General features: G+C 65.3%; 22 protein-coding genes, 1 tRNA gene and 1 pseudogene. 8 read left to right on the forward strand and 16 right to left on the reverse strand.

The genetic code is table 11. From position 1 onward, the window contains the following. Positions 1-82 precede the first annotated feature (82 nt). The gene (locus tag WHZ77_RS27020; protein WP_375310743.1) at positions 83-1,312 is read left to right on the forward strand and encodes an ABC transporter substrate-binding protein; all 1,230 of its coding nucleotides are present in this window, start codon (positions 83-85) and stop codon (positions 1,310-1,312) included. A gap of 76 nt (positions 1,313-1,388) precedes the next feature. Here WHZ77_RS27020 and WHZ77_RS27025 read toward each other — a convergent pair whose 3' ends face one another. Beyond that, the gene (locus tag WHZ77_RS27025) at positions 1,389-2,354 is read right to left on the reverse strand and encodes a TAXI family TRAP transporter solute-binding subunit (RefSeq protein WP_375310744.1); all 966 of its coding nucleotides are present in this window, start codon (positions 2,352-2,354) and stop codon (positions 1,389-1,391) included. 107 nt (positions 2,355-2,461) lie between these two features. On the opposite strand from WHZ77_RS27025, the gene WHZ77_RS27030 reads away from it, so the two are divergent. Together WHZ77_RS27030 and WHZ77_RS27035 are read left to right on the forward strand one after the other, a co-directional pair. Continuing rightward, positions 2,462-3,436: a Bug family tripartite tricarboxylate transporter substrate binding protein gene (locus tag WHZ77_RS27030; protein WP_375310745.1), complete on the forward strand. Its 975-nt coding sequence runs from the start codon at positions 2,462-2,464 to the stop codon at positions 3,434-3,436. Between the two features lie 341 nt (positions 3,437-3,777). Beyond that, positions 3,778-3,853 (forward strand) — tRNA-Ile (locus tag WHZ77_RS27035). A 16-nt stretch (positions 3,854-3,869) separates the two neighbouring features. On the opposite strand, the pseudogene WHZ77_RS27040 reads toward WHZ77_RS27035, so the two are convergent. From WHZ77_RS27040 to WHZ77_RS27095, 12 genes and pseudogenes are all read right to left on the reverse strand, one after another. Then, positions 3,870-4,982, reverse strand: a pseudogene (locus WHZ77_RS27040) (alpha-amylase family glycosyl hydrolase); the annotation flags it as partial. Between the two features lie 419 nt (positions 4,983-5,401). Further along, positions 5,402-6,199 carry an adenylate/guanylate cyclase domain-containing protein gene (locus tag WHZ77_RS27045; RefSeq protein ID WP_375310746.1) on the reverse strand — a complete coding sequence of 266 codons (798 nt, stop codon included), beginning with the start codon at positions 6,197-6,199 and terminating at the stop codon, positions 5,402-5,404. Between the two features lie 107 nt (positions 6,200-6,306). Continuing rightward, positions 6,307-6,579: a hypothetical protein gene (locus WHZ77_RS27050; protein WP_375310747.1), complete on the reverse strand. Its 273-nt coding sequence runs from the start codon at positions 6,577-6,579 to the stop codon at positions 6,307-6,309. Positions 6,580-6,739: 160 nt separating this feature from the next. Beyond that, complete coding sequence (locus WHZ77_RS27055; protein WP_375310748.1) at positions 6,740-7,009, reverse strand: hypothetical protein; 270 nt, start codon at positions 7,007-7,009, stop codon at positions 6,740-6,742. Positions 7,010-7,556: 547 nt separating this feature from the next. Further along, on the reverse strand, positions 7,557-8,747 hold the full coding sequence (locus WHZ77_RS27060) for an adenylate/guanylate cyclase domain-containing protein (RefSeq protein WP_375310749.1): 1,191 nt from the start codon (positions 8,745-8,747) through the stop codon (positions 7,557-7,559). A 77-nt stretch (positions 8,748-8,824) separates the two neighbouring features. Then, positions 8,825-9,409 carry a HutD family protein gene (locus WHZ77_RS27065; RefSeq protein ID WP_375310750.1) on the reverse strand — a complete coding sequence of 195 codons (585 nt, stop codon included), beginning with the start codon at positions 9,407-9,409 and terminating at the stop codon, positions 8,825-8,827. A gap of 143 nt (positions 9,410-9,552) precedes the next feature. After that, the gene (locus WHZ77_RS27070; protein ID WP_375310751.1) at positions 9,553-10,134 is read right to left on the reverse strand and encodes a hypothetical protein; all 582 of its coding nucleotides are present in this window, start codon (positions 10,132-10,134) and stop codon (positions 9,553-9,555) included. A 16-nt stretch (positions 10,135-10,150) separates the two neighbouring features. Continuing rightward, on the reverse strand, positions 10,151-12,403 hold the full coding sequence (locus tag WHZ77_RS27075) for a molybdopterin cofactor-binding domain-containing protein (RefSeq protein WP_375310752.1): 2,253 nt from the start codon (positions 12,401-12,403) through the stop codon (positions 10,151-10,153). After that, on the reverse strand, positions 12,400-12,897 hold the full coding sequence (locus WHZ77_RS27080; protein ID WP_375310753.1) for a (2Fe-2S)-binding protein: 498 nt from the start codon (positions 12,895-12,897) through the stop codon (positions 12,400-12,402). The genes WHZ77_RS27075 and WHZ77_RS27080 overlap by 4 nt, the downstream gene beginning before the upstream one ends. Positions 12,898-13,051: 154 nt before the next feature. Next, entirely contained in the window at positions 13,052-13,897 is an 846-nt protein-coding gene (locus WHZ77_RS27085) for an SDR family NAD(P)-dependent oxidoreductase (RefSeq protein WP_375310754.1), read from the reverse strand. Between the two features lie 10 nt (positions 13,898-13,907). Continuing rightward, on the reverse strand, positions 13,908-14,459 hold the full coding sequence (locus WHZ77_RS27090) for a carboxymuconolactone decarboxylase family protein (RefSeq protein WP_375310755.1): 552 nt from the start codon (positions 14,457-14,459) through the stop codon (positions 13,908-13,910). Then, positions 14,437-15,135, reverse strand: coding sequence for a TetR/AcrR family transcriptional regulator (locus WHZ77_RS27095; protein WP_375310756.1), 699 nt, complete (start codon positions 15,133-15,135; stop codon positions 14,437-14,439). Before WHZ77_RS27095 ends, WHZ77_RS27090 begins: the two co-directional genes overlap by 23 nt. A gap of 157 nt (positions 15,136-15,292) precedes the next feature. On the opposite strand from WHZ77_RS27095, the gene WHZ77_RS27100 reads away from it, so the two are divergent. From WHZ77_RS27100 to WHZ77_RS27120, 5 genes are all read left to right on the forward strand, one after another. Then, the gene (locus WHZ77_RS27100; RefSeq protein ID WP_375310757.1) at positions 15,293-16,501 is read left to right on the forward strand and encodes an ABC transporter substrate-binding protein; all 1,209 of its coding nucleotides are present in this window, start codon (positions 15,293-15,295) and stop codon (positions 16,499-16,501) included. Positions 16,502-16,504: 3 nt separating this feature from the next. Beyond that, the gene (locus WHZ77_RS27105; protein ID WP_375310758.1) at positions 16,505-17,398 is read left to right on the forward strand and encodes an MBL fold metallo-hydrolase; all 894 of its coding nucleotides are present in this window, start codon (positions 16,505-16,507) and stop codon (positions 17,396-17,398) included. A gap of 11 nt (positions 17,399-17,409) precedes the next feature. Then, complete coding sequence (locus tag WHZ77_RS27110) at positions 17,410-18,378, forward strand: Bug family tripartite tricarboxylate transporter substrate binding protein (RefSeq protein ID WP_375310759.1); 969 nt, start codon at positions 17,410-17,412, stop codon at positions 18,376-18,378. Positions 18,379-18,590: 212 nt separating this feature from the next. Then, positions 18,591-19,127: a VOC family protein gene (locus WHZ77_RS27115; protein ID WP_375310760.1), complete on the forward strand. Its 537-nt coding sequence runs from the start codon at positions 18,591-18,593 to the stop codon at positions 19,125-19,127. 76 nt (positions 19,128-19,203) lie between these two features. After that, positions 19,204-20,013 carry a class I SAM-dependent methyltransferase gene (locus tag WHZ77_RS27120; protein WP_375310761.1) on the forward strand — a complete coding sequence of 270 codons (810 nt, stop codon included), beginning with the start codon at positions 19,204-19,206 and terminating at the stop codon, positions 20,011-20,013. A gap of 31 nt (positions 20,014-20,044) precedes the next feature. Here the strand turns inward: WHZ77_RS27120 and WHZ77_RS27125 are convergent, their stop codons facing one another. The 3 genes from WHZ77_RS27125 to WHZ77_RS27135 form a co-directional block, all read right to left on the reverse strand. Continuing rightward, entirely contained in the window at positions 20,045-21,601 is a 1,557-nt protein-coding gene (locus WHZ77_RS27125; RefSeq protein WP_375310762.1) for a L,D-transpeptidase, read from the reverse strand. A gap of 303 nt (positions 21,602-21,904) precedes the next feature. Further along, positions 21,905-23,101, reverse strand: coding sequence for a CaiB/BaiF CoA transferase family protein (locus tag WHZ77_RS27130; protein WP_375310763.1), 1,197 nt, complete (start codon positions 23,099-23,101; stop codon positions 21,905-21,907). 86 nt (positions 23,102-23,187) lie between these two features. After that, the gene (locus WHZ77_RS27135) at positions 23,188-24,393 is read right to left on the reverse strand and encodes an ABC transporter substrate-binding protein (protein WP_375310764.1); all 1,206 of its coding nucleotides are present in this window, start codon (positions 24,391-24,393) and stop codon (positions 23,188-23,190) included. Between the last annotated feature and the right edge of the window lie 93 nt (positions 24,394-24,486).

A 24,486-nucleotide genomic window follows, 5' to 3' on the forward strand; every position in this document is an offset into this window, starting at 1 on the left:
GTTGCAAAAGAAACCAATTCAGCCGGGCCGTACCCGGGGACAAGCAACTTCGGCCAACGAGCCGGATCAGGGGAGGACAAGCGTGAATCCAACGAGATTTGGACTGCCGGTCGCGGCCGGCTTTGCCGCGACGTTCCTGGCGGCATCGCTGCTGCCTGATACCGCGATGGCGCAGGTTTCCGACGACGTCGTCAAGATCGGCGTGCTCACCGACATGAACGGCCCCGCCTCCGCGCCGACCGGCCAGGGTTCGGTGACGGCGGCGCAGATGGCAATCGACGATTTCGGCGGCACCGTACTCGGCAAGCCGATCAGCATCGTGGTCGGCGACCACCAGCTCAAGGCCGACATCGGCGCCTCGCTCGCGCGGCGCTGGTACGACGTCGAGCAGGTCGATCTGATCGTCGACGTGCCGGTCTCGGCGGTCGGGCTCGCGGTGCAGAACATCGCCAACGAGAAGAAGCGGCTGTTCATCACCCACTCCACCGGCACCGCGGATTTCCACGGCAAGTTCTGCTCGCCCTACGCCATGCAGTGGGTGTTCGACACCCGCGCGCTCGCAGTCGGCACGGCGGACGCGGTCGTGAAGCGCGGCGGCGACAGCTGGTTCTTCATCACCGACGATTACGCCTTCGGCCATTCCCTGGAGCGTGACGCCTCCACCGTCATCACCGCCAATGGCGGCAAGGTGCTGGGCTCGGTGAAGCCGCCGCTGGCGACGCCGGATCTGTCCTCCTTCGTGCTGCAGGCGCAGGCGTCCAAGGCCAAGATCATCGGCATTGCCGCCGGTCCCCCCAACAACATGAACGAGATCAAGACCGGCTCGGAGTTCGGCGTGTTCAAGGGCGGCCAGCAGATGGCGGCGCTGCTGGCGCTGATCACCGACATCCACGGCCTCGGCCTGCAGGCAGCCCAGGGCCTGTTGCTGACGACGTCGTTCTACTGGGACATGGACGACAAGACCCGCGCATGGTCGAAGCGCTATTTCGCCAAGTTGAACAAGATGCCGTCGATGTGGCAGGCCGGCGTCTATTCCAGCGTGATGCACTATCTCAACGCCATCAAGGAGGCCGGCACCGACGATCCGCTCAAGGTCGCGGCCAAGATGCGCGAGAAGCCGGTCGAGGATTTCTTCGCCCGCAACGGCAAACTGCGCGAGGACAATCTGATGGTGCACGACCTCTGGCTGGTGCAGGTGAAGACGCCGGAGGAGAGCAAATATCCGTGGGACTATTACAAGATCCTCACGACCATCTCGGGCGACAAGGCGTTCGGGCCGCCGGACCCGGCGTGCGCGATGGTGAAGAAGTGATGGTGTAGCGACACGCGAGAGAAGTCGTCATGGCCGGGCTTGTCCCGGCCATGACGATGGTGGGCAAAGTCGCGTCCTACTTCACCACGCCGATCTCGCGAAAATACTTCATCACGCCCGGATGGATCAGCTCCGGCTTCGGCGCGGCCGCAACCGTGTTCGACGCTGTTGTCTCGCAGGCCTGCGCGAGCTGCTTGCAGAAGCTGGCCTCGACGCCGTGCAGCGTCTTCGCGAGGCGATAGGCGACATCGTCGGGCAGATCCTCGCGCGTCAGGACAAAACTCCAGGAGCCGAGCGAGACGATCGGTTCGGACTGCTTTGGATAGGAGCCGGCCGGCACGAGCAGCGGTTTCAGGAACGTATGTTTGGCGCGGATGCGCGTGATCTCCTCAGCGCTGGGCGCGATGAAGCGCGCGCCTGATGCGCTCGAGGCGACCGCGGCAAAGCCGGGCCAGCCGATGCCGGCGCCCCAGAGCGCGGCGACGCGGCCGTCCTCGACCATCGCGGGGCCGTCGCCGGCGCGGTCGAGATAGATGGCCTTGAAGTCCTCGTCCTGCCTCAACCCGAGGCCGTCCAGCACATAGCGCGCCAGGATCGGCAGGCCGGAGCCCTTGGCGCCGAACGCGACGGGCTGGCCGACGAGATCGCGGATGGTCCGGTAGGGACTGTCGGCCCGCACCACGAACATGCCGGGGTTGGAATAGATCGCGGTGAGGATCTTCAACCGCACGGGCGCGCGGCCGATGCCGGCGAAGGCCTCATAGGCCGGCTCGCCCGCGACCAGCGCGAGATCGAGCTCGCCCTTCTCCAGCAGCGGAATGTTCTCGTTGCTGCCCTTGGTGTTGCGCGGGGCGATCGTCAGCGACGGATCGGCCGCGTTCATCGCCTGCGCGAAGGCGTTGCCATAGAGCGGAAAGCCGCCGCCGGGCGTCGCGGTGCCGAGGCTGATTGTCGTGGGCGGAATGGCGTTGCCTCCGGTTTGAGCAGCGGCGGGGCTGGCGAGGAGTGCCGCGGCAAGAACGACGATCGAAGCGAATCTCATGATGAGTCCCGGCGGAGCTGCGTCAACACCGACTTGCGACGATGTAGGCAGCGGCCCGATTTTGTGAAAGCATGCGCCCCAACGACAATAGAACAATGGGAGGCTTCATGTTGCGAATTTTGCGGTGCGCTGTTTTCGGGCTGGTTTTGCTGTCGACGCTTGTCGGCGCCGCGCCTCGCGCCTTCGCCGCCTATCCCGACCGCCCCGTGCACTGGATCATCGGCTTCTCGGCCGGCGGCCCGGTCGACATCGTGGCGCGGATCATGGCGCAGTGGCTGTCGGACAAATTCGGCCAGCAGTTCATCGTCGAGAACAAGGCCGGCTCCGGCGGCAACATCGCGGCCGGTGCCGCGATCAATTCGCCGCCCGACGGCTACACGCTGCTGTTCGTCGCGCCCAACAACGCGATCTCGACCTCGCTCTACAAGAAGCTGCCGTTCGACTTCCTGCGCGACACCGTGCCGGTCGCCAGCATCATGCAGCTCACCAACATGCTGGTCGTCTCCAACGCGGTGCCGGCGAAGACGGTTGCGGAGTTCATCGACTACTGCAAGGCCAATCCCGGCAAGATCTCGTATGCCTCGTCCGGCAACGGCACCTCGGTGCACATGTCGGCCGAGCTGTTCAAGGCGATGACCAAGTGCGACATGGTGCACGTGCCCTATCGCGGCTCGGCGATCGCCTTCCCCGACATCATCTCCAACAAGGTGCAGCTGATCTTCGACAACCTGCCCTCCGCGCTGGAGCAGGCCAAGGGCGGCAATGTCCGCGCGCTCGGCGTCACCTCCCCGCAGCGCTGGCCGATCGTGCCCGACGTGCCCGCGATCGCCGAGACCGTGCCGGGCTTCGAATCGGTCGGCTTCTACGGCATCTCCGCGCCGAAGGGCACGCCGCCCGAAGTGGTCGAGATCCTCAACAAGGCCGTCAACGAGGCCCTGAAGGACCCCAAGCTGGTCGCGCGCCTCGCCGAGACCGGCGGCATCCCCAAGCCGATGACGCCGGCCGAGTTCGGCAAGCTGGTCGCCGATGAGACCGACAAGTGGCGCAAGGTGGTGGAGTTCGCCGGGGTGTCGGTGGACTGAGGCCGCCCCCGCCGTGGGCCTGCAGCTCACCGGCGAGACATCGGAGGGGATCAAAAGGCCCCCTCCGATCAAAAAGCAAAAACAACCCCATGCACAGTAGACGAGACCAATGATTACAAGGAGTTACCGACGAAGGCACGCCGCCCCGGCAAAAATCGGTTGACCCGTCGGGCAAAACAGGAGCATAACGGCATTATCGGAAATTTCGGGTATTCGTAATTTCCCGGCGTTGCCGCAGGCGTTTCCATCCGCCCGAGCCAGCATTGCACCCCTGCCTCCATCCCTGTAAACGAACCGCGCACCGTTGCCGGCCGCGCGTTCCCGCGGGCCGTCCCGCGGCGGGGCCTGTAGCTCAATGGTTAGAGCCGGCCGCTCATAACGGTCTGGTTGCAGGTTCGAGTCCTGCCGGGCCCACCAGCCTTCGAAACTCATCGATTCCGACATCGCTCAAGCCCAGCTCGTCGCCGTAATAGAGCGTGGGCGTGCCGCGCAGCGTCAGCAGCAACACGGAAGCGACGCGGGCCTGTATCTGACCGAGCCGCGTGGCGACGCGGGGACGGTCGTGGTTGCCGAGCACCCAGTTCGGCCAGCCGCCGCGCGGAAGCGCGGCCTCATAAGTGGTGATGGCCGCAGCAAGGGTGCGCGCGTCCCACTTCATGTCGATGAGCTGGAAATTGAACGGCAGATGCACGCCCGGGCGTATCCCGCCGTAATAGTGCATGAGACGGTCGACCGGCAGATAGATCTCGCCGATCAGCACCCGCTCGCCCAGTCCTCTCGCGCCGTAGCTGTCGGCGATGTCGCGCATCGCCGCGGCGATGTTGTGCACCTCGGGCTGGTCCGTGGAGTGGCGTTGCAGCAGGCGGTGCATTTCGCCCATGCCTGGACGATAGTCCGGGTTAGGTGGATTGTCCGGAAAGTCCGCCGCCTTCACCATGTGCCAGAGCACGTCGATGCGGAAGCCATCGACGCCGCGGTCGAACCAGAACCGCATCACATCGAACATCGCCGCCTGCACGTCCGGATGACGCCAGTTGAGGTCCGGCTGCTCCTTCAGAAAGGCGTGGTAGTAATATTGCCCGGTGATCTCGTCCCATTGCCAGGCCGAGCCGCCGAAATCGCTGATCCAGTTGTTGGGTGCACCGCCGTCTGCGGCATCGCGCCAGATGTACCAGTCTCTTTTTTGGTTCTCCTTCGAAGCGCGGCTCTCGACGAACCAGGGATGCTGGTCGGAGGTGTGGTTGGGCACGAAGTCGAGCAGCACCTTGAGCCCGCGCCGATGCGCCTGCAGCAGCAGCTCGTCGAAATCCGCCAGCGTGCCGAAGCATGGATCGATGTCGCAGTAATCGGCAACGTCATAGCCGAAGTCGACCATCGGCGACGGGTAGACCGGCGAGATCCAGATCGCGTCGACGCCGAGGCCCGTGAGATCATCGAGCCGCCGCGCGATCCCCGCGAGATCGCCGATGCCGTCGCCGTTGCTGTCCTGAAAGGAGCGCGGGTAGATCTGGTAGATCACGCCTGTCTGCCACCAGAGAGCGGTCATGCCGACCGAGCCCGCGAACCGGGCGCTGGCGCGTGCGCCGATCGGCGCTTACTGGTCACACGGTGTCGTCAAGACTGCTCCATCCTTCGCGCCGCGACGGCGGATTGCATCATCCGGGCCGTGGCGAGCCACTGTGTTCCCATGGGACGCGAAAGTCGACGGATTTGTGCGCAGCCGAAAGCGCAGATGGACCCGCAGCTTAGATCGGACCATATTGGCCGTTCCGCCGAGCACTCGCACACAACCGCCCTCTCGCGGCAGGAGACATTCATGACCAGTGAAAAAGGCCCGAACATCAAGAAGAAGCAGAAATGCAAGAATTGCGAAGGCAAGGGCTTGCTCAAGAAGGGCGACAAGGTGGTGAAGTGCCAGCGCTGCAAGGGCACGGGGGTGCGGTGAGGTCGAGGTGATGGCCTGACTTAACACTCGACCCGATACAGCCGCCACCGCTCCGGCACGCCCTTGAGCTGATGCATGCCGTGATCCCGCAGGCTGATCGCAGGCTGCGCCTTCAGGAGATCCTTCACCGCGCTCGACACCAGCACTTCCCCGGCGCGCGCCTTGGCGGCGACGCGGGTGCCGATGTGGAAGGCGAGGCCGACCATTTCGCCGCCGCTCATCGTGTATTCGCCGGCATGCAGGCCCACCCTGATCTCGAGGCCGAGCGTGCGCATCGCCTTCTGGATCGCGGTGGCGCAATTGATGCCGGCAGCTGGCGCCTTGAAGGTCGCCAGCACGCCATCGCCGGTCGTGACCACCTCCCTGCCGCGCGCGGTCTTCAGCTCCTTGCGGACGGCGGCGTAATAATGGCCGATGATCTTGGTCCAGCGCGCATCGCCGAGTTTGGCGGCCTTTGCGGTGGAGCCGACGATGTCGACGATCAGGATGGTGGCGAGCGCCTGTTTGGGTTCGGGGCTGCGCCCGGCCGACGGGCGCCGGCTCGTGATGGGTCCGGTCAGCGGTTCATAGCGATGGCTGCGACGCCGCGCGATCGCGGCCCTGGTGTAGTCCTGGGCGCGCTGCGCGGTGCCGCAGCGAATGGTCTTCTCCTGCGGCAGGCGCGACCAGCAGACCTCGCGGCCGTCGCCGGCGCCATGGACTTCGACGGCGCCCCACTTCAGGTAAACCACCGAGCCGACGCGCCGGACGCACCACGCCTTCGACGTGTATCCAGAGACGTTCGACCAATGGATTCCGATGCGGAGAAATTTCGGCATGAACGCGCGGCCAGTCGACGCAACCTTCGCAGCAACCTTGGGGCTACCCAGCGTCAAGCGTAGTGATACACTCCGGCATTGGCAATACGATCCGCCGCCGAGGCCGATCACAGAACCGTCGCGAGCTCATAGATCAGGACGCCCGCCCCGAGACAGCGCCGCCATGGATTGACGCCGCGAAAGATCTCGTCGAGCGCCCAGACGACGAGGCCGCCTCTGAACAAGATGTCCAGAGCGGTGGCAACCGTGCCAGGCGAGGGCCAGACCCAGCGCAAGGCACCGGCCACGATGACGACCCAGAGCACGAGATTGGGCGCCTGGGCGATGGTAATCTCGCCGGTCGTCCGGCTTCGAAAGAACCATTGCAGGACTTGGGGCATGATCGCCGTGGCCTCTCCGATGCTTCATATACCGCATTGACGTCAGCGCCGGCCAATCCAATCGCGGCCATGGTCGCGGCATCAGCGAGCCGCGCGGCCATCAAGCAAAAAAGGGCCCCGCAATCTGCGGAGCCCTTGATCTCGCGGTATGTCGACCGGGTTACTTCATGGTGCCGGCCTTGGTGCCGCCCTGGTCGCTGCCCGGGCCGGAACCACCCTGGCCGGATGCGTCGGGCTGCATGCCGCCCTTGGCCATGCCCTTCGTTCCGGTATTCATGCCGGTCGTGCCCTTGTGCATCGAACCCTTTTCAGTGCTGTGCATGCCGGGCTTCTGCATGTTGTCGGACTGCGGCGCGGGACCGGTGTTCTGGGCGAAAGCAGAGCCGGACATCAGGGCGAGGGCGGCGGTCGCGATCATGATCTTCTTCATGGGAAACTCCTTCATCTGTGCGGGGGCAACGTCGCGTCGAGTCGCCTCGTTCCTAGCGAGGCCATCGAGCCGGCAAAACATTCTCCACGGGGGTTTGAAACTTTGGGCGTCGCATGTCGTAGCCGGGCGCGTTCCATTCACATGACAGGAATTTAAGGTGGCGATCTGGAAATCCCGGCGCGCGCCGCACGTATCTTGGATGTCGGCGAGCGGACCTCCTCACGCGCGAAGCCGACCGGCGGTCCCACCGGGCCAGATTGGTCGCGCCCACGATGGGCCGCCGTTCAAATCAGATAGGAACCGGCGCATCGGCCGGAGATTGGTGAACGCCGGGTCCCACAAAACACCGGCACTTTGGCGGCTCCGGCTCTTAGCCCACCCCTGCGGAGTCCGGGGCCGCCTCAAGGAATCAGCATTCGATGGATGAGAGCCTGAGGATCGTCTTCGCGATCGGCGCCACCGCCGCGGTCGCCGCAGGAGCGTTCTTCGTCATCCGCTTCTTCGCCACGTTCACTTGAGGCGAGGCTGGCGGCCGCGATACGCCGGCTCAGCCGTGATACGCGAACAGCTCGATCGGGTCGCTGAAGCCGCGCACTTCATATTTGCCGACATGCTCCAGCTCGAACTCGCGCTCCACCAGTTCGGCGAACGCGCGCGACAGCAGCACGTTGCGCCCCAATTGCTTGGTGAGCGCTTCGAGGCGGGAGGCCATGTTGACGGCGGGGCCGATCACGGTGAAGTCCAGCCGCGTGGATGATCCGATATTGCCGTACATGACGTCGCCGACGTGAACGCCGATGCCGTAGTTGAGCGGCGCGCGTCCGGTCGCGCCGTTGCGCTCGTTCAGGGCGGCCATGGCCTGACGCGCCTCGGTCACGGCGCGCAGCAGATTGGCGCAGGCGGCGGGCTCGTGAAGCGGGAAGATCGCGAGCAGGCCGTCGCCGATGAATTTCAGGATCTCGCCGCCGTGCTTCGCGATCGGCTCCGACATCGCGTCGAAATAATCGTTGAGGAGATCGATGACGTCGTCGCGCGGCCAGTTGTCGGAGATCTTGGTGAAATCGCGCAAGTCGCAGATCATGATCGCGGCGCGCACCGTGGTGCCGGTGCCGCGCCGTGTCGCGCCGGCCAGGATCAGCTCGCTGGCATGGGAGCCGACATAGGTCTCCAGCAGCGTCCGCGCCAGGCGGTTCTTGATGCGGATTTCGCTGACCAGCGCCAGCACCGGCAGCACGCGCTTCAGCGCAGCGATATGCGCCTCGTCGAAACCGCCGGGGCGATCGGTCGCGAAGGTGACGAGATGACGCTTGCCGAGGGTGTGATAGAGCGGCCAGGCGACATAGTCGGTCAGGCCCTTTGCCCGCATCTCGTCGTAGAGCGCGTGCTTGCGGCCGAGCGCGACGTCGCGCTCGAGATTCTCGCGCAATTCGGTTGCGCCGTCCTGGATCTCGTTGGCGGGACTGCCGATGTATTCGGAGCGCTCCCGCACGTCGAAATCGACCAGGGCGATCTCCGCCTCGCGCAGGCCGTCTGCCCACATGAAGCGGGCCCCCAGCCATTGCGGATGCTGGATCAGGACGTGAAACGTCGACCGCTGCAGGGGAATGCCGGCCTGCTGCAGCCGGATGCACATCTGGGCGAAGATGTTGTCGATGAAGCGCTCGTCGCGCGTGCCGTTGGTCAGCCAGTCGACGACGCCGTCGGACAGCGTGGGGGTATTTTTATCAGGCGCATTCATGGATGCAGATATCGTGCGCCGGCCACGCGGCGTCAACCTGGCCGATTGCATGGATTGTACGCAGCGCCTGATCGTCGTTAACCGACCAGCCGGATCGATGCCAGCACGATCAGGCCCGAAACGAGCGCCAGCCTCGATGCCTCGGCCAGATCGACCTTCAGCGTGTTTTCGTGCGAAATCGCAAAATCCTCACCGCCGAGGCGGATGCGGCATTCGCCGCGCGCCGCGTAGACCAAATGCGTGCCGGCGGGAAGCATCCGCTCGCCGGGCTGCTTGATCGCGTCCAGCTCGATCTCCGCCGCGCCGCGCCGGGCCATCAGGTTCACCACCTCGACCGGGCCAGCCTCGAGCGCAGTGACGATCTCCATCTCGCCGGTGAAGCGCACCGTCGTAAAAGGTTCACGCTCGTCGAAGTCCTGCGTCGGTGATTTCAGCACCAGTCCGCGTCCACCGACGACCATCTGCAGGCGATCGATACCCGGCATGTGGGAGAACGGACCGGGCGCCACGATCGGCGTGGCGGCGAAACGCCAGAGCAGGCTGTCCCAGTCCCTGGCCGGGCTCCCTTCACGATGGGCATCCGCGATATCGGTGAAAATGCCGCCGCCGTTCTTCCAGGGCGAGCGGGTGTAGTGTTCGGATTTGAGCAGCGTGGTTTTCATGTGGTGGAGCTGTCCGGGAAACGCATGTGGGCCGATATGGCCCACGCATCATGCGTGCGATGGAGCGGATTTGCCAGCCGATTTGATGGACGGCCTCACGCCTTCGCGTCGCGCTGCAGCCGGGTGCCCAGCTCGTTGACGCGCTATTGCTCCGGACATGGCGCGCCGCTCTTGTCCCATTGCGCGACGAAGGCGGCCAGTTGATCGGCGGAGTAAGGTGGCGCGGCCCTGCCCGGGCCCGGACTCCATCCCCATCTGACCTTGCCGTCATTCCTGATGTGGTCGACCACGTCATCGATCGAGGCCATGCCGCGAAGCCTCGGATCCCTGAACTGCCTGCAGATCTCGGCGCTGGACTTGCCGAACCATTGTCTTTCGGGCGCCGGAAGCTTCCAGTCCACCGCGCCGGGCGGGCCATGCGGCGCCTCTGAATTTCGCGGCATGTGACACGTCGTGCAGGCGAGATAGGTTGCGCCGTTGCGGCGGTCGCCGGCAACGATGTTCATGCCATGGGGCCGCGTTACCGGCCCGTTACTTGCGCCGGACCACATCGGCACACCGTCTTCTCCGACATGACAATTGGCGCAGCGCGGATGCGAGAAGACTTCGTTGATCCTGCTCCAGAGCGCGAGGCCGGGCGCTGGATCCCGGGCGGGCGGCTGAGCCTCGGCGGCCGCCTGTGCGGGACAGGCGATCAGCAGGATGAGGAGCGCGTAGCGGATCATGCGGCGAGGCCCTCCCTCAGACGAACCTGATGCCCTCGGTCTTGATCAGCGGCAATTGGCGCGCACGAATTCCGGTTGCGGCAAAGATGGCGTTGGCAAGCGCGGGCGCGGCCGGAGGAACGGCAGGCTCGCCGATGCCGCGGATTCCCGTCTCGCCGGTGGTCTCCAGCGCTGCGACCTCGATCTCCGGAGCCTGGTAGAGGCGCATGCCCTCGTACTCGTGATAATTGGTCTGAACCGCCCGGCCGTTGGCGAAGGTGAGCTCGGCGTTCATCGCATGCCCGAGAGCCCAGACCACGGCGCCTTCGACCTGATTTTTCAGATTATCGGGATCGAGCACCACCCCGACCTCGGCCGCGACGAAGACACGCGCAATCCTGATCGCATCATTGATCTTCTCGACCTCGATCACTTCGGCGACGGGCACACCGAACGAGAGCGTAAACGCGAGGCCCCGCGCGCGGCCAGGGCCGGGCTTGCTGTCCCAGCACGACATCCTGCGGACCTCGTCGAGGACCCTGCGCGACGGCGCGTGCGAGCACAGCCGGAGCCGCTCGTGGAGCGGATCGGCGCCGGCAATTTGGATCAACTCGTCGAGACAGCATTCGTGCAGGAAGGCGTTGCCGGACGCGCCGACCGAGCGCCAGGAACTGACGCGCACCAGCTCGGGCACCCGATAGCCCGTGACCCGGTAGTTGGGAATCCTGAACGGCTGATCCCAGGCACCGGCGACGATCGCCATGTCGGGTCCCGGCATGTGCAGGCCCAGCCGGCCGAATTGCGACGACGTCACCGATGGCGCGGCGATGGCGAGGTCGCAGGCGTCGAGCTTTCCGTCCTTCACCGCTCCGCGCATGCGGGCGACGGCGAGCGGACGCGGGAAATCGTGCGTCATGTCCTCTTCGCGCGTCCACGTCATCTTGATCGGCCGGCCCTGATAGGCCATCGCGAGCTCGACGCCCTGACGCACATAATCGTTTTCCAGGCGCCGGCCGAAGCTGCCGCCGCTCGGCAGGGCGTGAAGATGAATGTCCTCGGCGGCAAGCCCGGTCAGCTTTCGCGCCATTTTCACCAGAAACACGGGAGCCTGCGTCCCCGTCCAGATGTCGAGGCGTCCGTCCTTGAGCTGGACCACTGCGTTCATCGGCTCGAGCGGCGCATGGGCGAGATAGGGCACGCGGTATTCGGCCTCGATCACCCTCGCGCCGGCGAGCGCGGCATCGACGTCGCCATCGTCCTTGCAGCGACTGTCGCGGCGCTCCGGGATGAAGGAGGCCCTCACCTCCTCGAACATCGCCGCGCTGCTCGCTGGATAGGACGCCTCGCCCCAATCGAACCCGATGAGCTTCGCCGCCTGGAAGGCGCGCCAGGTGTTGTCGGCGATGATACCGACACCGCCCTTGACCGGCACGATCTTGAGGACGCCCCTCGCCTTCGCGGCCCTGGAAGCATCGTAGCTCCGCAGGCTGCCGCCGAGATGGGGATTGGTGCAGACCGTGGCGTAGACCATGCCGGGCAGGCGGATATCGATGCCGAAGGTGGCGGTGCCCGTGCACTTGGCGACCATGTCGAGCCGCGGCATGGACTTGCCGAGATAACGCCAATCCTTGCGATCCCTGAGCTTGACGTCGGCCGGCACCTCCAGCGTGGCCGCAATCTCGGCCAGCGATGCATAGCTGAGCGCGCGACCATTCGGCGCGATGACCGCTCCATCCCGCGTCTTGAGATCAGCCCTTGCAACACCGATCTGCTTCGCCGCCGCGCGGAGCAGCAGTTCGCGCGCGGTCGCACCGGCGATGCGCAGCCGGTCGTAAGCATCGGCCACAGTCGACGAGCCGCCGGTCCATTGAAGACTGAGGAACTTGCCGCCGGCCTGGCTGATCGCCTCCGCCACCGGACCAAGAAGCACGCTGGTCGCCGCAATCGGAAGCCCCTCCTTGAGAACCTTGCCGTTGTAGTAGACCGAGCTCGGCGCCCCCGGATCGACCTTGATGTCGCTCCACGCGATATCCAACTCTTCGGCGACCAGTGCCGCCTGCACGGAATAGGCTCCCTGGCCGAGATCGGCACGCGGCGTGATGATCGTGACACCGTCCTCGCCGATCCGCACATAGGGCGTCAGCATGAGCTGCCCCTTGTCCAGACCGTCCTTCAACCGCGCATTCACGCGAAATCGCTCGAAGAAATAAACGCCGACAACGAGGCCGCCGGCGACCGCGCCCGCCCCGACGAGCACGGCACGCCGCGAGCACGCGCCGAGGCGGCTCACGGCTGTTGTCCCTGCAGCTTCCGCGCTGCGGTCCTGATCGCGGCGCGAATGCGGGTGTAAGTGCCGCAGCGACAAAGATTTGCCGACATCACGCGATCGATCTGATCGTCGAGCTGTCGGTCGGACAGTAGCGGCTTGCCCTTGATCCTGGCATTCAGCAGTGCGGCGGCGGCCATGATCTGCCCCGGCTGGCAATAGCCGCATTGCGCCACCTGATGCTCGATCCATGCCGCCTGAACGGCATGCAGCGCATGCGGCGTTCCCAGCCCGGCGATCGTGACGACCTTGGCCTCGTTCGCGAGGTCGCCGATCCTGAGCGAGCACGACCGCACCGGCCGGTCGTCGACATGCACCGTGCACGCACCGCACATCGCGATGCCGCAGCCATATTTCGGACCGGTGCAACCAAGTTCGTCGCGCAGCACCCACAACAGGGGCATGTCGTCCTCGACATCCACGCTGTGCGACTCTCCGTCGACCCAAATCACGCGCATGGGGGCTCCGGAAAACAGATGGTTCTGACAAAACGGATCGCCGGGCCACCGGCGCAGCCTCAACTTAAGGCTTTAATATGGGTGGCATTATCGCGCGGGAAGGTCGCGATGGCAAGGAGGCGGATCGGCGCTCCCGCTGCCGAATTCTCGCATCTTACATCCCGCTCAGACCGCTATCGACCGCGAGCGTCTGTGCCGTGACGTAGACGCTTTCGTCCGAGAGGAAGAACAGCACCGCATAGGCGATCTCCCACGCGGTGGCCTGGCGGCCGAAGGGGACGTGGCCCTTGCCACGATTGGGGCGGCCGGCGCCGGCTTCGCGGCCGTTGGGGGTGTCGACGAGGCCGGGATAGACCAGGTTGGCGCGGATGCCGCGGCGCGATCCGAAATGGGCGATGTTGCGCATCAGGCCGCCGAGCGCGGCCTTGGAGGAATCATACACGGCCATCTGGGAGCCGGCTTTCAGTGCGGCGATCGACGAGATGAAGACGATGGCGCCGCCATCGTCGAATCTCGGCAGCGCGGCGCGGCAGCACAGCATGGGCCCGCGGACGTTGACGTCGTAGATCCTGTTCCATTCCTCGGGGCTGACCGCATCGAGGCCAACTTTGCCGAAAGTGCCGATGTTCAACACCATGCCGTCGAGACCGCCCATCGCGCGGTGGGCCTCCTCGATCATGCGGACGACGTCGGCTTCCGATGTCACGTCGGCGGCAATCGCAAAACCCTCCCCGCCTTCGTCCGTGATGTGCTTGACGGTCTGCTGTGCGGAGGTGCGGTTGAGGTCGGCCACCGCGACCTTCGCGCCCTCGCGCGCGCAAAGGATGCTCATGGCGCGGCCGTTGCCGATCGGATCGGTGGCAGCATCGAACACGCGCTGGCCGCCGCCGACGATCAGGATGCGGCGTCCCTTCAGGCGCCCCCTGCCCGGTGCTTCGCCCGACGACTCCGCGCTTGGTGGACGGACGTAGCGCTCCGGCTTGCTCTCGGTATCCGTCATCTCAGCCGCCCTACTTCTTGCCGCCGTCATAAACCTTCATGCCCGCGGCGGGATCGAGATCGGTCTCGGTCGCCTCGGTGAGGCGGGCCATCATCATGTAGAAGCCCAGCGCAACGATGGATTCGACGATCTCCTGATCGCTGAAATGTTCTCGCGCAGCAGTAAAGGTCGTCTCGGGCACGCGGACGTTCTGCACGACCTCACGGCCAAACTTCAGCAAGGCGCGCTCGGCTTCGTTCAATGCGGCAGAGTCGTAGTCGCCGCGCTCCACCGCATCGATCTGTCCTTGCGTGCAGCCGACGCCGAGTGCGATCGGCACGTGCTGGCGCCATTCGTAGGCGCCGCCTTCCAACTGCGCGGCCTGGAGGATCAAGAGCTCGCGGTTGACGGCACCGAGCTTCTGCTTGTGCAGGATCGAATTGCCGAGCCGCATCGCCGGGATCATGTTGGCCTCGGCGTGCGCCATCATGCGAAAGATGTTGAGCTTGACCGGCATGCGGTCGAACGAGGCGCGGATGTCGCCGCTCGTCGTCTCCGGATCAATCAGGGGCAGCCTTGCCACGCGTTTCTCCCTTGGGTTTTCGTTTCTTGTTGGCTTCGTCGTTGCCCGCCGCGATCAGCGACAGGAAGAAGGCGAGGTAGCGGTCGATCGCCTCGATCACCTTGGCCCGCGGCGACGGCGCCGCGCCCATCACGTAATGTTCGAGGCGAATGTAGATCAGGCCGGCGGCGAACAGCCGCGCGGTCTCGCGCGGGTCGGGCGTCGAGACGAGGCCAGCGAGCGCAAAGCCGCGGAAATAGTCCGTCATCATGCTCTGCTCGCGCGCGTAGAAATGATCGGCGAACTTGGCGCGGATGCCGGGCACGCGGTTACGCTCGGCTGTGATCACCTTCTGGAACTGGTGCTCGCGCGGATCGGACCATTGCTCGACGAGGTCCAATGCAAACTGCCGGCAGAACGCGGCGGGCTGGCGCGCGAGCTGCCTGTAACGCACTTCCTCCAGCCGACTCGCCGAACTGGCGGGACCGTGCTCGGCAACGATCGCTTCCAGGATCGCGGCCTTGCCGGAGAAATGGTTGTAGAGGCTGCTCTCGCGGATACCGACGCGCCGCGCCAGCTCGCGCATGGAGGCGCCGCCATAGCCGCTCTGTGCGAACAGATCGAGCGCCTCTGTGAGGATGCGCTCGCGGGTCGTGGGCGCAGCCGCTTCCGCCGTGCTGGAGGTGTGGACAGCCATGACGGCTTGACTAACGAACGATCGTTCGCTAGTCAACCGTACGAACGATCGTTCGTTTGCCAATGTGGAGACAACGGTCGCGGCCCGCAAGGGCCAGGTTCTCGCGTTTCAACTCCGCTCATTCGAGAGGCGGAGAGCAAGTTTGGGAGATGACGTCATGGCGCGCTTTGCCCGCCTTCGCCTGGGTGCGGCCTGCATCCTGTTGCCGTTGCTCGCGGCCAGCACCGCCTCCGCCCAAAGCAAGTACGATCCCGGCGCCGACGACAAGACCATCAAGATCGGCACCACCGCGCCGCTGAGCGGGCCGGTCTCGGCCTTCGCCCAGATCGCGAAATCCGCCGAAGCCTATTTTCGCAAGGTGAACGACGACGGCGGCGTCAACGGCCGGCGCATCCAGATGATCATCGCTGACGACGCCTACAGCCCGCCGAAGACCGTGGAGCAGACGCGGCGGCTGGTCGAGAGCGAGGAAGTGCTGCTGATCTTCGGCGGCGTCGGCACGCCCACCAACAGCGCCGTGCACAAATATCTCAACGACCGCAAGGTGCCGCAGCTGTTCCTGGGCTCGGGTGCGGCGAAGTGGGACGACCCGAAGAATTTTCCGTGGACCGTCGGCTGGCAGCCGACCTATCGCGACGAAGCCATCGCCTATGCCAAATACATCAAGGCGAGCCACGCCAAGGCGAAGATCGGCGTGCTCTTTCAGAACGACGATCTCGGCAAGGATTATCTGAAGGCGCTGGAGGAAGGCCTCGGCAGCGGCGAGGCGATCGTCGCGCGCGCGGCCTACGAGACCTCGGCGCCGACTGTAGACACCCAGATCCTGCAACTGAAGACCGCAGGCGCCGATGTGGTGCTGGTCGCGGCGACGCCGAAATTTGCGGCGCAGGCGATCCGCAAGATCGGCGAAATCGGCTGGAAGCCCGTAACGATCATCTCCAACGTCTCGGCCTCGATCAGCGGCGTGCTGGAGCCGGCCGGCAAGGACAATTCCACCGGCGTCATCTCCAGCCAGTACCTGAAGGACGCGACGGATCCCGCGTCGAAGGACGACGCCGGCTACAAGGAATGGCTGGCGTTCATGGACAAGTACATGCCGGACGCCAACAAGAACGACTGGCTGAACGTCTATGGCTACACCATCGCGCAGACGCTGGTGACGGTGCTGAAGGCCTCCGGCAACGACCTCACCCGCGCCAATGTGATGAAGCAGGCGACGACGCTCAAGGACGTCAAGCTGCCGATGCTGATCAACGGCACCGCGGTGAACAACTCGCCCGAGCGCTATACGCCGATGACGAGCCTCCAGCTCATCCGTTTCGACGGCACGCGCTGGGTCCCGTTCGGCGACCTGCTGAAGAATTGAGCTATGCGGCAGGTCAAAATCGGCAGCATGCGGGTCGATCTCGTCAGCGAGATCTCCTCGCTTGCGTTCGACAAGACCTGGCTGTTCGCCAACGTCACCGACGCCGTGATCGCGGAGAACCGCAGCTGGCTCGATCACCGCTATATCGAGCCGGAGACCGGCCGCTTCATCCTCAGCCACCACTCCTATCTGGTGCGCACGCCGCGCTGGACCGCCATCGTCGACACCTGCTGCGGCAACCACAAGCAGCGGCCGCGCGTGCCGGCGTGGAACGACCTCAACCAGCCTTATCTCGAAAACATGCGGGCGCTGGGCGTTGTGCCCGAAGAGGTCGACTTCGTGATGTGCACGCATCTGCATGTCGATCACGTCGGCTGGAACACACGCCTCCTCGACGGAAGCTGGGTACCGACCTTCCCCAACGCGCGCTATCTGATGGGCCGCGAGGAATACCGGCATTTCGAGGCCGCACACAATGCGGCGCCGAAGAGCCCGGTGAACCACGGCTCGTTCGAGGATTCCGTGCTGCCGGTGGTCGCGGCGGGCCTCGCCGAGCTTGTCGAGACCGACCATCGCCTGTTCGATGATCGCGACGCCGCCCTGCGCTTCGCGCCGGCGCCGGGCCACACCGCCGGCAACATGCAGATCCATCTCAACGGCGGGCACGACCACGCGGTGATGTCCGGCGACGTCATCCACCATCCGATCCAGTGCGCCGCGCCCTGGCTCTCCAATGCCGCCGACGTCGATCCAGCCGCGGCGGTCGCGACGCGGATGGCGCTGCTGGAAGAGATTGCCGACACGCCGAGCTATCTGCTCACCGGCCATTTTCCGGCGCCAACCGCAGGCCGCGTGATCCGGCACGGCGAGGCCTACCGATTTCGTTTCGAAGATTAGGGAATGCCATCATGATGCTGCGCACCGTCTCGCTCTCGCTTCTCGCATTGCTGTCGGCGGCCTTGCCGTCGCGCGCCGAGGATCCCGCCGTCTATCCCACGCATAAAATCCGCATGCTGCTGCCCTATGCGGCCGGCGGCGGCGGCGACGTGGTCGGCCGGCTGCTGGCGGACAAGATGGGCAAGACGCTCGGGCAGAGCATCTATATCGAGAACCACACGGGAGCTGCCGGAACGCTCGGGACCCAGATGGTCGCGACCTCGCCGAACGACGGCTACACCATCACCGTCGGCGGCATGACCACGCATGTGCTGGCCCCCGCAATCTATCCAAAGCTGCCCTACGATTCGATCAAGGATTTTACGACGCTCGGGCGCGTCGGCGTCTCCGCGATCATGCTGGTGGCGACCAAGGATTTCGCCGCCAATGACATCAAGGAGCTGATTGCGCTCGCCAAGAAGGGCCAACCGATCCAGTACGGCAGCTGGGGCATCGGCTCGACCGGGCAATTCTGCGCGGAAATCCTGATGCAGCAGACCGGCATCAAGATGGAGCACGTGCCGTTCAACGGCATCGCCAAGCTCGCCGGCGACCTGCTCGGCGGCCACATCTCGCTGGCGACGCTCGACGTGGCGACCGCGACGCCGCTGGTGAAGGACGGCTCGATCAAGGCGCTGGCCGCCTGCGGCGAGCGCTCGCCGAGCCTGCCGGATATCGCCAGCTACAAGGAACAGGGCGTGCCGTTCGACCGCAGCCTGTCCTGGGCGATGTATGCGCCGGCTGGCCTCGCTCCGCCGATCGCACAGAAATTGCAGGCGGCGCTGAAGGACGCGCTCGGCGACGCCGTGGTGAAAGACAAGCTGCTGGCGCTCGGCATCACGCCGCAATTCGTGCCGGGTGACGAGCAGCGTGACATCAATGCCCGCGACATCGAGGCCTGGAAGCAGGTTGCCAAGGACGCAGGCATCGAGGTCAAGTGAGCAGGAACCTGGCGAGAAGCTTGCGTGCGGCCATCCTTCGAGACGCCCGCTTGCGCTGGCTCCTCAGGATGAGGACTTGTTTCGCGGCGCGACCCTAAACCCTCATGGTGAGGAGCCCGCGCAAGCGGGCGTCTCGAACCATGCAGGCCGGGCTCGTCCCACAGACTCCCGCCGCCATATGGAGTGAATAGAATGAAAACAGGAGCGCGGGCATGAGCCGCATCTTCGGCGCGGTGCGCCAGAATGGATATGTGGTGCGGGACATCCAGGCCGCGATGAAGCACTGGATCGAGGTGATGGGCGTCGGCCCGTGGTACTACATCGACCGCGTCAAGACCGACTGGTTCCGCCATCGCGGCCAGGAGTCCGCCGTCGAGATGAGCATCGCGCTGGCGAACTCCGGCGACCTCCAGATTGAACTGATCCAGCAGCGCAACGACGCGCCCTCGCTGTACAGGGAATTCCTCGACGCCGGGCACGAAGGCCTCCAGCACATGTCCTACTGGAGTCACGACTACCAGGCGCTTTACGACAAGGCACTGGGGCTCGGCTACAGGATCGGCCATGAGGGCCAGATCGGCGGTGACAAGGGGCGCTTTGCCTATTTCGACACGCAGGCGCATCCGGGAACGGTCATCGAGATCTCCGACATCAGCGGCACCAAGGGCCCGTTCTTCGAGAAGGTCCGACAGGCGGCGATGAACTGGGACGGCTCGCGTCCGATCCGCGAGGTGGTCGGGAAATCGTAGGACGGATCACCTCTGCACGCTGGACAACGATCCATGCTAGCGTGAGCCTCGTGTCTGAACCTTCAGCGAGGCCATCATGTCCAGCACTGACAAGGTTTTTGCCGGCTCGATCCCAAAGCTCTACGACGACTATCTGGTCCCGATGATCTTCGCGGTCTACGCGCAGGACATCGCACGACGCGTCGCGGCACGCTCTCCTTCGGTACTGCTCGAGATCGCCGCGGGCACCGGTGCGGTGACGCGCGCCGTGGCGGCGGCGCTGCCGCGCGGCATCCGTTATGTCGCGACCGACCTCAACGAGCCGATGCTCGCGGTCGCGGCGCAGCGGCAGGCGGACGACGATCGCATCACCTGGCGCCAGGCGGACGGAATGGCGCTGCCCTTCGGCGACGGCGAATTCGACGTGGCGTGCTGCCAGTTCGGCGCGATGTTCTTTCCGGATCGCGTCAAGGCCTATGGCGAGGTGAAGCGCGTCTTGAAGCCAGGCGGCACGTTCGTGTTCAATGTCTGGGATCGGATCGAGGACAATGTGCTGACGCACGAGGCGACCATGGCGCTCGGCACGATGTTTCCCTCCGATCCGCCGCGTTTCATGATCCGGACACCGCACGGCTATTACGACAGGGACGTCATCAGATCCGACCTCGAACGTGCCGGCTTCCGCGACATCACGATCGAAACGCGATCCGAGATCAGCCGCGCGCCGTCGGCCGAATATGTCGCGATCGCTCTCTGCCAGGGCACGCCGCTGCGCAACGAGATCGAGGCCAGGGATGCCAGCAAGCTTCAGGCCGCAACCGATCTCGTTGCCGAGGCGATCCAAACACGCCATGGATCCGGACCGGTCGAAGGCAAGATTCAGGCGATCGTGATCGAGGCGCGGTAGAAGTCGCTGGGAGCTTCAGCTCCCGCGCAACTTACCAAAAGCTCCGCTGCATCGGCTGCGCCGGCTGGTAGTATTGATACTGGCCGCGGCGGCGTGGATTGACTGGCTGGGAATACGGATCGCGCTGCTGGAAGAAGCCAAAACCGTTGCCGCCCCAGCCATCGTCGCTCGCCATTTCCATCGGCGGCGGCGCGGTCGGCTTGCGGGTGATGAAGCCGCCCTGCGGATGATTGCTCAGCACCGCCACGAACTCGGTGCGGTAGTTGGTCTCGGCGCTCAACGGCTCGTCCGAGATGACGATCGACGAGCGCGGCAACGCGGTCGGCCCGATGCGATCCCAGACGTCCTGCGGAATGGTGATGCGGTCGAGCGCGTCCTTGGCGTCGTCGCCGCTCTCGATCGTGACCACGCTCCAGCGCAGGCCGGTATCGCTCTTCGCCATCGCGGTGAAGATATGCGTGCCGAGCGGCTGGTCGGGATTGCGGATGGTGACGGGAACCTCGATGCTGGTGTCGAACACCTCGCCGCCGCCATCCGGCGCCGGCTTGTGGGTGTTCCGCCGCACGTAGAGCTTCTGCGTCGCGCGGCTGATGTAGACCGAGACCGGCTCGAGCGCGAGCTTGGCGTCGGTCGCAGCTGTCACGGCCTCGGCCTTCCTGGTCGCCGCGACCTTGGCGGCTTCCTTCGTCGCTGCCACGGCGTCGCGCTTCGGCTGCGCGGCAGTCTTGGCGGCATCGAGCGCCGACGCAGCGTCGGCAGCCTTGGTGGCGACCTTCTGCTTCAGCTCCTCGGCCTGCGCACGCGCCTGATCGGTCTTGGCGGCAGCGATCTTCTTGTCGGCGAAGGCGAGCTCGGCGTCGGCCTTGGCCTTCTGCTGTTCCAGCTTGCGCAGGGACGCAGGAAGCGACGCCGCCTCCTTCACGGCCGCTGCCGCAGCCTTCTTGGCCTCGGCGGCAGCCTGGGTCGCCTCCTCGGCTTCAGCGGAGAGCTTGTCGGCCCGGCTCGGCACGGCTGCGATGGCCTCCCGCTTCGGCACGAACAGCGAGGGATGGGTGAAATCGATGGGAGCCGCGTCGTTCGGCGAGATGATCACGCGCATCCCGATGTTGGTCTTGTCGAACAGGCCCTCGGCGAAGCCGAAGGGCATGCGCACGCAGCCGTGCGAGGCGGCATAGCCGGGCAGCGGCCCGCCATGCAGCGCGATGCCGTTCCAGGTGATGCGCTGCATGTTCGGCATCCAGGCATCGTCATACATGGTCGAGCGGTGGTCCTTGTCCTTCTCGACGATGGCGAAGACGCCGGCCGGCGTCTCACGCCCCGTGGTGCCGGTCGACACCGGCGCGCGCAGGATCCAGCCATCGGCGTCGTAGAAGGTGACCTGCTGGCTCTTGATCGACACGATCGCCATGATCGGCTCGCCGGCTTCACGCGGCGCCACCGCCTCGGCCGGCTGGCGCGCCTGCTTGGCCGCTTCGGCACTGCCGGTCAGCGCCGTCAGGACGGCGACCGCGGCGAGCGCGACAAGTCCGGGAGGCCGCCAACGCCGCATCGCCGGGGTGGATTGCGCCGTCGTCATCAGGTCTTTCATGCCATACCCCGGTCCGATACCAGTCCGCGCCAATCTCGATCAGATTGCGATCTTTGGATTAAGAAATCGCAGCCACCTTGCGTTCCGTATCCGGCAATATTCGGACCTGGCAGGCGGCAAATCTCTCATATACGAGGGCTTGCGCAGGCGGAAGGTGGCGCGGGGCCGGGGCTGGCCCGGGGCTGGTCACGAATCGCTGCGGCACGATGTCCGCTGGTACAATGAACGGCGTGTCAGGCCCGTGCTTTGGGCAGCGCGATGTGACGGTCATCACAGAGAATTGTGTGACGGTTCCTGAACGGCTTACGACGCGACGCCGACCGCCTTGCTGTCGACCGCCGCCTGGATTTCCGCATCGCTCAAGCCCGCCTCGCGCAGCACCTCCCGCGAATGCTCGCCGAGGCGCGGCGCCATGCGATGGAGGCCGGCCGGGCTTTCCGAGAATTTCGTCGCGGGGCGCGCCTGCCTGATCCGGCCTTCGGTGGGATGATCGATATCGGCGAACAGCCCGACGGCAGCCAGATGCGGCTGCTCACCGATCTCGGTGAGCTTGGCGAACGCCGTGTGCGGCACGTCCAGCCGCAGCAGCAGTTCCTCCCACTCCGCGGTGGTGCGGGTCGGCCCGATCTCGCTCATCCGGTCGTAGATCTTGTCGATGTTTTGCGAGCGCAGCACAGGATCGCGCACGCCGAGCTCGTCGCTTAGCTCAGGGCGGCCGACGGCTTCGAAGAAGGCGCACCAATTGTCCCCGGAATAGGGCAGCATGGTCAGCCAGCCATCCTTGGTCCGCACCGGACGCCGGTTCTTCATCCGCTTGTAGCCGGTCGGGCCGATCGGCGGATCGAACGCGTGCCCGCCCAGCATCTCGATGCTGTTGAAGCCGGCGATGGTTTCCAGCATCGGCACTTCCACCATCTGGCCCTGCCCGGTGCGCTCGCGCCGGAACAAGGCGGCAGAGACCGCGCCGACCATCGCCATCGCACAGATCTTGTCGCCGATCAGGCTCGGGACGAAGGCCGGTTCCTCGTCCGATCCGATCGACGACGCGAGACCCGAGGCGGCCTGGATGATCTCGTCGAAGGCGGGACGCGCGGCCCACGGGCCGTCCTGGCCGAAGCCGGTCGCCGCGGCATAGATCAGCCGCGGATTGAGCTTTGCGCAGGCCTCATAACCGAAGCCGAGGCGCGCCATCGCGGCGGGCCGCACATTGGTGACGAGGGCATCGACCGTCGGAATTAGCCTCGCCAGCGCCGCCTTGCCGTCCGGATGCTTGAGATCGAGCGCGAGGCTGCGCTTGTTGCGGTTGACCGCCATGAACTGCCCGCTCATGCCGCGGTTTCGAAACACGCCGGTGTAGCGCCAGGTGTCGCCCGCGGGCGGCTCGACCTTGATGACGTCGGCGCCCCAATCGCCGAGCATTTGCGCGGCATAGGGACCGAACAGCACGCTCGTCAGATCGAGAACGCGGATGCCGCTGAGGGGACCGGTTGCTGTCGTCATGTCTTCACTCGGGCTGGAGCAAGCGATGCGGGCAATTGCAAGCGGGCAAGGTTCGCACCCTGCCCGCCTGTGATGATGTATCGATCCTATTCGCCGATCACGTCGCCGAACAGCTCCCATGACTTGCCGTTGAAGCGCGCCATCTGCAGCTGGCGGATTGGCGTGACCTGCTCGGCCGAGGTGTTGAGCCTGATGCCCGGCAGCAGCATCGGCAGCTCGACGTCCTTGAAGGACTGCGTCTGCTTCATCAGATTGGCGCGCGTCAGATCGTTGCCGGCGCGCTGCAGCACCAGCTCCATCATCTGCGCCATAGTGTAGCCGGTGACGTTGAAGATGTCGGCGGGGTCAGCGCCCGAATTGTAGGTCTTCATCCATTCGCGCCAGGCCTTCATGCCGGGATCGTCGGCCCAGCGTGGATCGCCGGGGTCCTTCTGGAAGGCGCCGGTGACGATGCCGACGGCATTGTCGAGGCCGGCCGGCGTCAGCACCGAGCCGACGGAATTGGAGACGGCCGGAAGAATGATCTGCGGCTTCCAGCCGAGCTCCGCGATCTTCTTGATGGCCTGCGCCGCGAATTTCGGCGTGCACTCGTTGAAGACAACGTCGGCGCCGGCGGCCTTGAACTTGACGATCTGGGAGTCCACGGTCGGATCGGAGGTCTCGTAGGTGGCCTCCGCAACGATCTGGCTGACGTGCTCCCCCAGCCCTTCCTTGAAGCCCGCGAGATAGTCGCGCCCGGGATCCTCATTCGGCGTGATGACGGCGATCTTGGCGTCCGGCTTGTTGGCCAGAATCCACTTGGCGTAGATGCGGCCTTCGGTCCGGTAGGTCGGCTGCGAGCCGGTGGTCCACGGGAAATGTTGCGGATCGTTCCAGCGGCTGGCGCCGCTCGACGGGAACAGCTGCGGGATCTTCCTGGCATTGAGGTATTTTTGCGCGGCGATGTTCGGGCCGGTGCCGAGCATCGAGAACATCGCGAACACCTCGTCGCTCTCGGCGAGGCGCCGCACCTGCTCCACCGTCTTCGCCGGCGAATAGGCATCGTCCATGCTGAGCAGCTCGACCTTGCGGCCGTTGATGCCGCCCTTGTCGTTGAGCATCTTGAAATAGGCGATCTCGGCGCGGCCGATCGCCGAATAGGCCGAGGCCGGCCCCGAATAGGGCATGGTCTGGCCGAGCTTGATGGATGTATCGGTCGCGCCGGTGTCGTAGTTTCCGGCCATCGCGGCCGAAGCGCCGCTCAGGACTGCAAACAGAGCAACAGCTCCACGGACCAGTTGTTTTCCCGGCATGCCCGGCATCTCCTTCCCTGGCAGAGCGCATCGACGCGGGCCCGAAAGGCCGTCGCCAACGTCCTCCACTTCTGTTCTTGGTTATCATCGGCC

This window comes from Bradyrhizobium sp. A5 (assembly GCF_042076515.1).
Taxonomy (GTDB): Bacteria; Pseudomonadota; Alphaproteobacteria; order Rhizobiales; family Xanthobacteraceae; genus Bradyrhizobium; species Bradyrhizobium cosmicum.